Origin of the sequence: Streptomyces sp. NPDC019443 (assembly GCF_044389785.1) — a bacterium.
Classification (GTDB): domain Bacteria; phylum Actinomycetota; class Actinomycetes; order Streptomycetales; family Streptomycetaceae; genus Streptomyces.
In genome coordinates this window covers 519,578-531,717 of sequence record NZ_JBIRYJ010000002.1, presented here as the reverse complement: position 1 = coordinate 531,717, position 12,140 = coordinate 519,578, and the positions used below count along the sequence as shown (strand labels likewise).

Sequence of the window (12,140 nt, the reverse complement as noted above, 5' to 3'; positions counted from 1 at the left end):
CACAGGGGACGGCAGCTCCGGACCACGTTTCTCCGACCTCCGAGAGGGACTCCATGACCACCGGGACCACCGGTCCGGACGCCGGCACGTATGAGGTGTTGCGCGACCGCCTCACCGTGCAGGCCGCCGACCTCGCCCGCCGCGCAGAGGCGCTCAACGCCCGCCGCACCGAGGAGTTCGGCTCAACCCGGCTGGAGCTGACGCGCACCGAGCGGCTGCGCACCGAACACACCTGTACGCCCCGCGACATCGTCTCCGTCGGCGACGCCCTCCTCTTCGGCCACAACATCTTCCCCGGCCGGGGGCCCGAGACCACCGTCGGCGACGTCTTCACGCTGCACGACCGAGACCTGAACCGGTTGCCCGACGACGCCGTGCCTAGCCTGCTCGACGGCCCCGCCTTCGTCCGCGAGTTCGCCGCCCTCTACCGCTACTACCGCCAGGCCCACCTCCTTCAACTCCGCCGCGTCGACGGCAAACTGCTGGCCGTCTTCCAAACCGGGGAGAAGGCCGGCGACATCCGCGTGCTGCGCTGGGCGCTCACCGACGACGGCCGGGCGACCTTCCTGGACGCGCGAGGCGACCGCGACCACGTCTTCCCGCCCTCCCACGACTTCGCGTGGACCCGGCCGACCCGCGAGGATCACGTCCTCGGCCGCCACCCGCACGTCTCCATCGAGGGCGAGGTCTTCGTCGAGACGGTCGGGGGGTCGCTGACCGTCAAGGTCGAGGACAATACGGATGCGGGCGAGGGGATCTATACCGAGCCGGTGGACGAGCCGCTGCAGTCGCTCGCCGACGCGGACATCGCGTACGCGCGCGTGGGCGCGCTCATCGTGCTGGACATCCTCCCTTACAAGGAGGATGTCCACCGTTACCTGGTCTTCAACACCCTCACCAGAACGGTCGTCCGCCTCGACGGCATCGGCCGGGCCTGCCACCGCCTGCCCGAGGACCAGGGCATCGTCTTCCCCGGCGGTTACTACCTGGCCACCGGCGCGCACAAGACGTACGACCTCGACACCAGCGACCTGGAATTCGAACGCGAGGTGCGCTCGCCAAACGGCGAGGATGTCCTGTTCGCCTTCCACGCGCGCCTGGAAGGCCGCAGCCTGCTGCTGCCGTACAACATGATCCGCAAGGAAGTCGCCACCCCGCTGTCCTGCCACGGCTGGGCCCTCTTCGACGACGGCACACTCATGGTCCTGCGCGCCGACAGCGACGAGCCGGCCCGCGTGCACCCGCTCCAGCTGTGGAACTCCCCGTACGTCTCCGACACCCATGCCGCCGCCCAGCCGGCCGGCACCGGCCCGCTCGCCCGCGTCGGCAACGCCGACCTCGTCCGTGGCATCTCCGACTGCCTGTCCATCACCCGCGCCGTCGCAGAGACCACCCCGACGAGCGAGGTCTACGAGGCGCTGGCCACCGCGTGCGTCCGGGCCGCCGACTCCTACCACTGGCTGGGCGATACCGAACTCGGCGACCTGCACGGGCCGTTGGAGCAGTTGAGGTCCACCGCCGAGCAGGTGCTGGCCGAGTTCGAGACCGTCCAGGCCCTCACCCGCCAGGCCGCCGACGCGCTCGCCGACGCTGCCGCGCGCGTCGCCACGGTCGTACGACGTCTGCGTGGCGAGGCCCCCCGCAGCGCCGCCGCGTGGGTGTCGGGGCTAACCGAACTCCGGCACGCCCATGGGCACCTGCTCACCCTCAAGGACATGCGGTACGCCGACACCGTCCGCATCGACGAGCTCGCCGCCGACGCGGAGTTGGACCTTGCCGCCTTCGGGCAGCGGGCCGTCGCCCACCTCGCCCGCGAGGACGCGTTCGCCGGCCACCGGGCCGACATCGAGCGGCTCGTCGCCGATGCCGAAGCGATCGCCACGGTCGCCGAGGCCGCGCCCGTCACCGCCCTCCTCGACGAACTCGCCGACGGTCTGCGGACGGTGACTGAGGTGGTGGCCGGCTTCGACATCGGTGACGCGACGGTCCGTACGTCGATCCTGGAGCGGATCGCTGAAGTACTGGGTGGTGTCAACCGCGCCCGCGCCACCCTCGACGGCCGCCGCCGCGCACTGCTCGACCGGGAGGGACGCGCCGAGTTCGCCGCCGAGTTCGCGCTGCTCGGCCAGGCCGTCACCGGCGCGCTCGCGTCCGCCGACAGCCCCGAGACGTGCGACGAACAGCTTGCCCGCCTGCTCGTGCAGGTGGAGAATCTGGAGTCCCGGTTCGCCGCGTTCGACGACTTCCTCAGAGATCTCGCGGACAAGCGCGAGGAGGTCCACGAGGCGTTCTCGGCCCGCAAGCAGACCCTCGCCGACGCCCGCGCCCGCCGCGCCGAGCGCCTCGCCGACTCGGCGGCTCGCGTCCTGGAGACGCTCACCCGGCGCGCCGCCGCCCTCCCTGACGCGGACGACGTCGCCACGTACTTCGCCTCCGACCCGATGCCCGCCAAGGTCGGCCGCATCGCCGACGAGCTGCGCGAACTCGGCGACCAAGTGCGCGCGGAGGAACTGGACGGCCGCCTCAAGTCCGCCCGCCAGGAGGCACTGCGTGCCCTACGCGACCGCACCGACCTGTTCACCGACGACGGCCGCACCCTGCGGCTGGGCACCCACCGCTTCGCCGTCAACACTCAGCCACTGAACCTTATGCTGGTCCCGCACGGCGACTCCCTCGCCTTTGCGCTCGCCGGCACGGACTACCGCTCCCCGGTTACGGACCCGGACTTCGCCGAGACCCGTCCGTACTGGGACCGCCCGCTGCCGTCGGAGTCGACCGAGGTCTACCGCGCCGAACACCTCGCCGCCCGCCTGCTCGACGAGCACGGCCCGGCGGCGCTCGCGGAGGCAGACGACCTGCCCGCCCTGGTCCGGATGGCGGCCGAGGCGGCGTACGACGAGGGCTACGAGCGCGGCGTCCACGACCACGACGCGACCCTGATCCTCACCGCCCTCCTGCGTCTGCACGAGGGCGCCGGCCTGCTCCGCCACGAGGCCGCCGCCCGCGCCGCCGCCCAGATGTACTGGGCGCACGGCACGACGCCCGAGGTACGCGAGAGCTTGACCCGGCGCGCGGTGTCCATGGCCCGGGCCCGGGACACTTTCGGACTGGCGCCCGCGATCGCCGCCCTGCAGGGAGAGTTGGCCGAGGCGATCACCGGCCCGGTTGCCGGTGCCGCCGCCGCATACCTCTTCGAGGAGCTGACCAGCGGCCCCGACGGCTTCGTCATCAGCAGTGGCAGCCGCACGCTGCTCGACAAGTTCCGCCGTACGGTCGGCACTTCGGCATATGACGACGACCTCGCCGCCCTCGGTGACCTGGCCGCCCGCAAGCAGCTAGTCGAGACGTGGCTGACCTCGTACACCTCCGCCACCGACGCGAACATCGCCCCCGGTGACCTGGCCGAGGCGGTGGCCGCCGAGCTGTGCCCGGACCTGGCCCGCTACGAGTCCGACGCTCCACTGACCGAGACCGTCGAGGGGCTGCTCGGCACCCACCCACGCGTCATCGGCCGTACGCTCACCGTCCGTATCGACGAACTCCTCCCCCGGACACGAGAGTTCCGCGCCCACGAGGTCCCCGCCCACCGAGCCTACCAGCGCCGCCGAACGGCCTTGGTGGCCGCCGAGCGCACCCGGATCCGTTTGGACGAGTACCGGCCGCGGGTGATGTCGGAGTTCGTGCGCAGCAGGCTCATCGACGAGGTGTACCTGCCCCTGATCGGCGACAGCTTCGCCAAGCAGCTCGGCACCACCGGCGCCACCAAGCGCACCGACACGGGCGGTCTGCTCCTGCTCGTCTCCCCGCCGGGCTACGGCAAGACGACGCTCATGGAGTATGTCGCCGACCGGCTCGGTCTGATCCTGGTGAAGGTCAACGGCCCGGCGCTGGGGCACCGCATCACCTCTCTCGACCCGGGCGAGGCCCCGAACGCCACGGCCCGCCAGGAGATCGAGAAGATCAACTTCGCGCTGGAGGCGGGCAACAACACCCTCCTCTACCTGGACGACATCCAGCACACCTCGCCCGAGCTGCTGCAGAAGTTCATCCCGCTGTGCGATGCCACGCGCCGCATGGAGGGCGTGCGGAATGGGGAGCCACGCACCTACGACCTGCGGGGCAAGCGGTTCGCCGTGTGCATGGCCGGCAACCCCTACACCGAGTCCGGCAGCCGCTTCCGCGTGCCCGACATGCTCGCCAACCGCGCCGACGTGTGGAACTTGGGCGAGGTCCTGACCGGCAAGGAGGGCGCCTTCGCGGTCAGCTTCATCGAGAACGCGCTGACGTCGAACCCGGTCCTCGCCCCGCTCGCCGGCCGCGACCGCACGGACCTGGAGCTGCTGATCCGCTTGGCCGAGGGCGACCTGACGGCCCGCGCCGACCGGCTGACCCACCCGTACGCGCGCGCCGAGCTGGAGCGGATCCTGGCCGTGCTGCGCCACCTGCTGACGGCCCGCGAGACGGTCCTGGCGGTGAACGCCGCGTACATCGCCTCGGCGGCCCGATCGGACGCGACCCGCACCGAGCCGCCCTTCCAGCTCCAGGGCTCCTACCGCAACATGAACAAGATCGCCCAGCGCATCCAGCCGGTCATGAATGACACCGAGTTGGCGGCGTTGATCGACGACCACTACACGGCCGAGGCCCAGACTCTCGCCACCGGCGCCGAGTCCAACCTGCTGAAGCTGGCCGAGCTGCGCGGCATGCTCACCGCTGAACAGGCTCTGCGCTGGGCCGAGTTGAAGACGGCGTACGTGCGAACACAGGCCCTCGGTGGCCCGGAGGGCGACCAGTTTGCCCGAGCCGTCGCCGCGCTCGGGCTCCTCGGCGACCGGATCGCCGCCGTCGAGTCGGCGATCAACCGTGCCGCCGACTCGCGCCGTCTGACGGCGAACCCAGCGGCCCGGCACGCGGTGCGTCCGGCGCCGGGCCAAGGGGAGCAGTGAGACGCCGCGTGCCTGTACGGCGCAGCTGCCCCGGGAAGTCGCCCGGCTTGGTCACGACCCGTCGGCGAGCGCGTACGGGCATGGTGGCGACACTGCTGGTGCTTCGCTTCGTCTTCGGCAGCATCGCCGAGGCACGCCGGTTCGGGACCGTACTGGGGCTGGTGGCTGCTCCCCTCGGCTTCCTCCTGCTCGGTGAGCTGTGCGGGGAACGCCCGTCGGCGCGCCACACGACGACCAGGGTCACCGCACGGACCCTGATCGGCATGGCTCCGGCGCGGTCGAGGGTCACAACAACAAGATCAAAATGCTGAAGCGGCAGATGTTCGGCCGCGCCAACTTCGACCTGCTCCGCAAACGAGTCCTCCTCGCAGACGTGGGCCGTTCGTGATCGCGGTTTCGGTGACCCTCCGTGGCCCAAGCACGGAAAGTGAGACTGAACCACATTTTTGAGGTTTCGCCGACAGCCAAGCAGGCTCGTCAGCTCTATGCCCAACCCACGCGCAAGGTCGTGCAGAGTTGGGAGCCGCGCACTGTGCCTGCTCTTCTGCTCCAACTTGCGTATGACGTCGACGGATACGCCGGATCGCTCCGACCAACCCTCTTGCGTCAGATCAGCGAGGCGACGCAGACGATTCAGCCGGTCACCCAGGTGCTCAGAGCACATGCTCCTACGCTACGCCGTCATCGGGTGCACCTAGCCGGGCATTTCCCGCGGGAGCCCAGTCACAGATCCGCTGGCCGCCTTGAAGAAGCCAGGCCAGCTCATCCCGGACATGCGGAGAGGCCCCTGTCTGGTCCAAGCCATCCAGATAGGGGCCTCTCTCAACCGGCAATCTCCCAGGTCGATGACCAAGCTGTCCGCCAGTTCGCGGAGGTCTTCATCAGGAATGGCCGGTGCCTTTGCCGCGCGAGCAGACTCACTCGTCACCCTCTGCCTGGCCGCCGGAACGTGACGCCGCCCTGTAGACCATAAGACCCAACCAGACCATGGCAGAGACAGCGAATACCAAGATCTCAGGCAGCAATGACCCTCGCTTGAAGATGAAGACCAAGTCGCTGGGAGCTGCCACGAGCACCACCAAGCCGACCACAGCCAGGGCACCAAGCGCTATAAGGCCGCATATCCACTGCATGACATAGCGGAATCCCGCAGCCACATCATGATCCGACTGGCTCATCTGTCCACCCTCCAGGCAGCGGGCCGGCTCCCGGCACGGAAGCGTAGTGCCCGGGAGCCAGGTGCATCATGGCAAGCGCTCAACCGCCTTGCTGCAAGGGTGTATCCGCCCAACCCAGCGGGTGGAGGCTGCCGTCTCCCGTCGGCACGGCCGGTTCTCCGCCCGCCTCGGTGAATGCCGTCAGCGCATCGATCAGGGCGGAGCGCTGTTCCGGGGCGAGGCGTTCCACGATCGTCGTAATCTCCTGTCGGCGTCTGGCGGTGACGTCCTCGACGAGCCTGCGGCCCTCGCGCGTCAACTGCAGCACCGTCTCGCGCCGGTTGTCCGGGTTGATCTGACGGTCCGCCAGGCCGGCCGCGATCAGCCGGTCGAGCATGCGCATGGCAGTGGAAGGATTGACACCGAGCCGGTCGGCGAGCACCACGAGCTTGGCCGAGCCGTGGGTGGACAGCACCACCAGCAGCCGGAACTGGGGCAACGTCACCCGGTCCTCGACAGCAGCCAGGGAGCGCGCGGAGACGGCGACCAGCAGCCGGGACGCGGTCAGCACCGCGCGGGTCACCGCGTCGACGTCGTCCATGCCCCGCAGGGGCTGATCGCTCTCGGCCATACCCCTTTTCTACCGTGCCCCGGCCGCTCCGCTACTCGCTGCCCCCTGCAGTCCACGACGACAGCCCCTCCGTCATCGCTCGTGGTACCTCAGCAGCAGCATCGCCGCATCGTCGTGGAGAGGCCCTTCCACGTGCTGGACCAGATCTCCCCGCAGTGTCTGAAGCGCCGTCTCGGGGTCCGGGTCCTTGAGCAGAACGGCTCGCTCACCGAGGGGGTAGAAGCTGTTCGTGCGGTCCCGGGCCTCCGTGACTCCGTCGGTGTAGAGCAGCAGCTGGTCCCCGGGCGTGAATTCCGTCTCGTACGGCTGCGGTCCCTGGGTCCCGTGTATGCCGAGGCCGAGCGGCAGCGCACTGTGGGGCGGTTCGACGAAGCGCACCGTGCCGTCGGGGCATACGATCACGGGTGCTGGATGGCCGTAGTTGAGCAGGGTCACTCTCCGGTCGTCGCCGACTTCGGCGAGGACGGCGGTCACGAACTTCTCCCCCTGCAGCTCCCGGTCGGCGACCCGTTCGAGCCGTGCGCCGACGCTGCGCAGATCGGGTTCGTCGTGCGCGGCCTCCCGGAAGGCGCCCAGCACGACAGCCGCGGTCTCCACCGCCTCCAAGCCCTTGCCCTGCACATCTCCCACGATCACTCGGACGCCGCCCGGCGAGGCGACGACCTCGTACAGATCCCCGCCGATCCGGGCCTCGGCGACCGCGGACGTGTACGACACGGCCACCCACAGATGTCCGGCGCTGCGCGGCACCGGCCGCAGCAGCACCCGCTGAGCGACTTCCGCGATCGAACGCACACTGGCCAACTCGGCCTCCCGCCGCTGCCGCATGACTGCCGCCAGTAGCCCGGCCGCCGTCACCCCGGCCACCGACGCCAGCGCGGTGAAGCCGCGGCGGCCGGCGAACAGCCCGTCGTACATGCCGAGCCCCACGCAGAGGACCAGAGCAAGCCCGCCGATCAGCGCCGTGCGCCGCCAGCCGCCGACCAGCCCGGCGAAGGCGGGGCCCAGGGACACCAGGGGCAGGTACCCCACCGAGGGTCCCGCGATGACGTCGATCACGGCCTCGAGTCGACGGCTCCTTGGAGGCCTTCCGCCGGGCCGGGGAGTCGATCCCCTTCGTACGGCTGGAATCCGGCCCGACCGCGCAGTCCTTCAAGTCCTGTTGAACATCTCGGTGCTCACACTCGTACCCCTTGTTGCGCGCCGTGCCAGTCGCCACAACCAGCTCCCGACGACATGAACGACAAGTTCTCCATGCCGAACCGGGAGGCATCATGCGTACGAACCGACGCGCAGCACGGCCCAGGATTTCGATGCGGACGATTGCAATCATCGCTGCGGCCTGTGCCACGGTCGCGACCGTCCTGATCCTGATACGGGGCAGCAGTGGCGAAGCATCGGCCGGCCAGGCCGCGGCCGGGAGTTCGCTGCACGGCAGCGGCCACTCCACCACCACCGGCGTCTCGGGCCGGGCCCAGTCGGGCCCGCAGCCGGTGACGGAGGTGGACAAGACGTTCCTGGTCAAGGTGCGGCAGGCCGGACTGTGGGAGATTCCCGCCGGGCGGCTGGCGCAGACACACGCCTCCAGCGACGCCGTGAGGCGCGCGGGACTGCATCTGATCGACGGCCACAGCAAGCTCGACCAGCTCGTACGGGAAGACGCCAAGATCCTCGGCGTCGCGCTCCCCGACCAGGCAACTCCTGAACAGCAGGGCTTCGTCGAGCAGTTGGAGAACGCCCACGGGGACGAGTTCGACCGCCTCTTCGCCAACCTGCTGCGCGCCTCGCACGGGAAGATCTTCGCCACGATCGGTGAAGTCAGGGCAGCCACCCAGAACGACCTCATCCGCCGGCACGCGCGCCAGGCCAACCAGACCGTCCTGGACCACCTCGAAGTCCTGGAAGACACCGGACTCGTCGACAGCGCGACCTTCAAGGAAGTCGAAGCAGCAGTGACACCTCAGTAGGGAACGCCGGGACTGTGGATGGGCCGGCGACGTGCGCCGGGTGGGGTCCGAACTCTGGAACTCTCCTTTGCACTGTGCAATGCTCCTTGGCGAGGAGGGCCCGGCGCGAAGCGGCCCCTGCCCGGGAGCTCGGCGCTGGCACGGTGACGCAGCTCGACACGGCACGCCGGCCCATCCACCGGAGCCCTCCTCGCCAAAGCCGAACTCCGGGGCGGGTTTGCCCCGCGGGGTCTGCGAGCATTTCAGCCGCCGCGAGACCGAGCGCGCTGCACCGCATGCTCACCCCAGAAACCGCTGCCGGGGCCCGGCAGCGTAGGAGCGCCCGGGATGTGCGCTAGAGACCTGCCAATATTGCGTAAAGAGCGGGTAAGGTTCCCAGCGGTGTGCCGGGAAGCCTGGTCGGCGAATTCGAGAGAGCTCTCTTTGCCGACCTTGCCGATCGGGGGACACCCTCATGGTGCTCGTTGCCGTCTTCGGAGTCGCACTGCTGATTGCCGTGCTGCTCTCCGGGCTTGCCGCCCGTACCGTCCTGTCCACCTCGTTCCTCTTTCTCGTCGGCGGAGCGCTGGTCAGTGACGGCTTCCTCGGCCTGATCCACATCACACCGGACAGCGAGATCGTCGCGGTCACCGCGGACCTCGCCCTGTTCGCGGTCCTGTTCACCGACGGCATGCACGTCTCGTTCCCCAAGTTGCGCGCCAACTGGAAGAACCCGGCGCGTGCTCTGGGCCTGGGCATGCCGCTCGCGTTCGTCGGCATGGCCCTGATCACGCACTACGTGGTGGGTCTGGACTGGACGACGTCGTTCCTTGTCGGTGCGGTGCTGGCGCCCACCGACCCAGTGTTCGCCTCCGCGATCGTCGGCCGCAAGGAAGTCCCCGCCAAACTACGGCAGCTGCTGAATGTGGAAAGCGGCATCAACGACGGCCTCGCCCTGCCGGTCGTCCTGATCCTCATCGCCGCGGCCGGCCCCACGGCCGGCCACGCCGAGGCATCGCTCGGGAAGATCGCCCTGGAGCTGGGAGGCGGCCTCGCCCTTGGCATCGTGCTGCCGCTGCTCGTCACGGGCCTCGTGCGGTTCCGGCTGCTCGGCGCGGAAGCGAAACTGCAGCCGCTGCTGCCGCTGGCCACCGGGATCATCCTGTACGGGCTGTGCCACCTCACCCACGCCAACCCCTACCTCGCGGCCTTCTCCGCGGGTGCCGTGCTCGCTTCGGCCTCTCCGGAGGCGACGGCAGCGTTCGAGCCGCTCGGTGAGGCGCTGGCCGAGCTGGCCAAGTTCGCGGCCCTGCTGGTCTTCGGCGCGCTGCTCACTCCGCAGCTGTTCGGCGACCTGTCCATCGGCGGGTACGTCGCCGTGGTTTTGGCGATCGTGCTCATCCGCCCGGCATCGCTGCTGATATCGCTCATCGGAACGCGGTTCGACCGCCGCGAGAAGCTGGTCGCGGCCTGGTTCGGGCCCAAGGGCTTCGCATCGGTGGTCTACGGCCTGCTGGTGCTTCAGTCCGGCATCCCGCAGGGCCAAGAGGCATACACCCTCATCGCCGTCTGCATCGCGGCCTCGATCATCGCCCACAGCAGCACCGACGTGCCGATCGCCCGGCTCTTCCACGTCGATGACCTGGCGGACATCCCTGCCGACCATGACGAAGTGACAACACACCACAGCAAGGAGACCGGCCATGCGCGCGCATGAACTCGCAGAGCCCTACCCCTCCGTCTCGACGGACGACAGCGCGTTGGATGCGGCACGGTTGCTGGCCGAGCGCAAGCTGCCCGCACTGCTCGTGCTCGATGCGGACCAGCAGCCGTACGCCATCGTGCCGGGCTCCCAGCTGATCAAGCAGTTGGTACCGGACTACGTCCTGGAGGCCCCGCACGTCGCCGCCGTGATCGACGACCGGCACCTCGCCGAGGTCACGGAGAAGATCGCGGGCCTGACGGTCACCCAGTGGCTGCCGCCGCGGACATACGCGCCGCCGGTGGTCGGGCCCGACGCGGGAGCGCTGCAGGTGGCGGCCCTCATGGCCCGGACCCACAGCCCGCTCGTCGCCGTCATCGAACGCGACGGGGACCAGGTCCGGTTCGTGGGTGCCATCACGGCCGCCCGCCTCATGCAGCGGCTGATCGGAGGATCGTGAACGACTGGCAGAGCTGGGCGGCGATCGCCGTCTTCGCCGGCACGTACGCCCTGATCATCAGCGAGAAGATCCACCGGGTGGGGGCCGCCCTCGGGGGCGCCGGGCTGATGCTGGCGATCGGGGCGACCGACGACAAGTCCGCCTTCTACTCCCAGCACAGCGGCATCGACTGGAACGTCATCTTCCTGCTGATGGGCATGATGATGATCGTCGGCGTGCTGAAGAAGACCGGCATGTTCGAGTACCTGGCCATCTGGTCCGTGAAGCGAGCCAAGGCCAGGCCCTTCCGGGTGATGGTCATGCTGATCGTGATCACCGCCGTGGCCTCCGCTCTGCTCGACAACGTCACCACCGTGCTGCTCATCGCGCCCGTGACCCTGCTGGTGTGCGAGCGGCTGGCGCTTCCGGTCGCCCCGTTCCTGATCGCCGAGGTCCTGGCCTCCAACATCGGCGGTATGTCGACTCTCGTCGGCGACCCGCCGAACATCATCATCGCCAGCCGGGCCGGCCTCACCTTCAACGACTTCCTCGTCCACCTCGCCCCGCTGTCCGCTCTGCTGATCGTGGTGCTGATCGCCATGTGCCGCTTCCTGTTCCGCAAGGCGTTCCTGTACGACGAGGACCGCGCGGCCGAGGTGATGGAGCTGGAGGAGCGCGAAGCCATCCGTGACCCCCGGCTCCTCGTCCAGGGCCTGATCGTCCTCGCACTCGTCGTCGCCGGATTCGTCCTGCACCCGGTGCTCCACTACGAGCCCAGCGTCGTCGCGCTCCTCGGCGCCGGCCTGCTGATCGCCCTGTCCACCGCGGAGACCGGGGACGTACTCAAAGAAGTCGAGTGGCCCACGCTCGCCTTCTTCGCCGGGCTGTTCATCATGATCGGCGCCTTGATCGAGACCGGCGTGATCGGCGAGGTGTCCACGGCGCTGGCCGACGCCATCGGCGACAACGAGCTGGGCGGCACTATGCTGCTGCTCAGTGCCTCCGCCGTGCTGTCCGGCATCATCGACAACATCCCGTACGTCGCCACCATGGCACCCATCACCAGCGACCTGGTCGAGGCGATGGGCGGCGACACCAACCATGTCATGTGGTGGGCCCTGGCCATCGGCGCGGACCTCGGCGGCAACGCCACCGCGATCGGCGCCAGCGCTAACGTCGTCGTTCTCGGCATCGCCGAGCGCAACCGCACCCCCATCTCCTTCTGGCAGTTCACCAAGTACGGACTCGTCGTCACCGCCGTCACCGTGGCGATCTCGGCGGTGTACGTCTGGCTGCGCTACTTCGCCCTGGCCTGACCG

At 69.4% G+C, this 12,140-nt stretch carries 7 protein-coding genes and 3 pseudogenes; 7 read left to right on the top strand and 3 right to left on the bottom strand.

Annotated elements, in window-relative coordinates:
• Positions 1 to 53: 53 nt before the first annotated feature.
• From ACH492_RS08680 to ACH492_RS08670, 3 genes and pseudogenes are all read left to right on the top strand, one after another.
• A complete protein-coding gene (locus ACH492_RS08680; protein WP_398984213.1) occupies positions 54 to 4,946 on the top strand; it encodes a DNA repair ATPase in 4,893 nt (1,630 codons plus the stop codon).
• An 80-nt stretch (positions 4,947 to 5,026) separates the two neighbouring features.
• Entirely contained in the window at positions 5,027 to 5,257 is a 231-nt protein-coding gene (locus ACH492_RS08675) for a hypothetical protein (protein WP_398984844.1), read from the top strand.
• Positions 5,215 to 5,334 (top strand): annotated as a pseudogene (locus ACH492_RS08670) (transposase); the annotation flags it as partial. The gene ACH492_RS08675 and the pseudogene ACH492_RS08670, both read left to right, overlap by 43 nt.
• A 75-nt stretch (positions 5,335 to 5,409) precedes the next feature.
• Here ACH492_RS08670 and ACH492_RS08665 read toward each other — a convergent pair.
• The 3 genes and pseudogenes from ACH492_RS08665 to ACH492_RS08655 all read right to left on the bottom strand — a co-directional run.
• Positions 5,410 to 5,610, bottom strand: a pseudogene (locus ACH492_RS08665) (helix-turn-helix domain-containing protein); the annotation flags it as partial.
• A 593-nt stretch (positions 5,611 to 6,203) separates the two neighbouring features.
• The gene (locus ACH492_RS08660; protein WP_398984211.1) at positions 6,204 to 6,734 is read right to left on the bottom strand and encodes a MarR family winged helix-turn-helix transcriptional regulator; all 531 of its coding nucleotides are present in this window, start codon (positions 6,732 to 6,734) and stop codon (positions 6,204 to 6,206) included.
• 72 nt (positions 6,735 to 6,806) lie between these two features.
• A pseudogene (locus tag ACH492_RS08655) lies at positions 6,807 to 7,796 on the bottom strand (PP2C family protein-serine/threonine phosphatase); the annotation flags it as partial.
• 251 nt (positions 7,797 to 8,047) lie between these two features.
• On the opposite strand from ACH492_RS08655, the gene ACH492_RS08650 reads away from it, so the two are divergent.
• From ACH492_RS08650 to ACH492_RS08635, 4 genes are all read left to right on the top strand, one after another.
• A complete protein-coding gene (locus ACH492_RS08650) occupies positions 8,048 to 8,701 on the top strand; it encodes a DUF4142 domain-containing protein (protein WP_398984209.1) in 654 nt (217 codons plus the stop codon).
• 454 nt (positions 8,702 to 9,155) lie between these two features.
• The gene (locus tag ACH492_RS08645) at positions 9,156 to 10,397 is read left to right on the top strand and encodes a cation:proton antiporter (RefSeq protein WP_398984207.1); all 1,242 of its coding nucleotides are present in this window, start codon (positions 9,156 to 9,158) and stop codon (positions 10,395 to 10,397) included.
• Positions 10,384 to 10,842 (top strand): CBS domain-containing protein, encoded by a 459-nt coding sequence (locus tag ACH492_RS08640; protein ID WP_398984206.1) that lies wholly within the window; start codon positions 10,384 to 10,386, stop codon positions 10,840 to 10,842. The genes ACH492_RS08645 and ACH492_RS08640 overlap by 14 nt, the downstream gene beginning before the upstream one ends.
• On the top strand, positions 10,839 to 12,137 hold the full coding sequence (locus tag ACH492_RS08635) for an SLC13 family permease (RefSeq protein WP_398984204.1): 1,299 nt from the start codon (positions 10,839 to 10,841) through the stop codon (positions 12,135 to 12,137). Before ACH492_RS08640 ends, ACH492_RS08635 begins: the two co-directional genes overlap by 4 nt.
• Positions 12,138 to 12,140 lie beyond the last annotated feature (3 nt).

Coding starts and splice junctions, on each gene's coding strand:
- ACH492_RS08675 (WP_398984844.1), top strand. CDS start 5,027: ATGGTGGCGACACTGCTGGTGCTTCGCTTCGTCTTCGGCAGCATCGCC.
- ACH492_RS08660 (WP_398984211.1), bottom strand. CDS start 6,734: ATGGCCGAGAGCGATCAGCCCCTGCGGGGCATGGACGACGTCGACGCG.
- ACH492_RS08645 (WP_398984207.1), top strand. CDS start 9,156: ATGGTGCTCGTTGCCGTCTTCGGAGTCGCACTGCTGATTGCCGTGCTG.
- ACH492_RS08640 (WP_398984206.1), top strand. CDS start 10,384: ATGCGCGCGCATGAACTCGCAGAGCCCTACCCCTCCGTCTCGACGGAC.
- ACH492_RS08650 (WP_398984209.1), top strand. CDS start 8,048: ATGCGGACGATTGCAATCATCGCTGCGGCCTGTGCCACGGTCGCGACC.
- ACH492_RS08680 (WP_398984213.1), top strand. CDS start 54: ATGACCACCGGGACCACCGGTCCGGACGCCGGCACGTATGAGGTGTTG.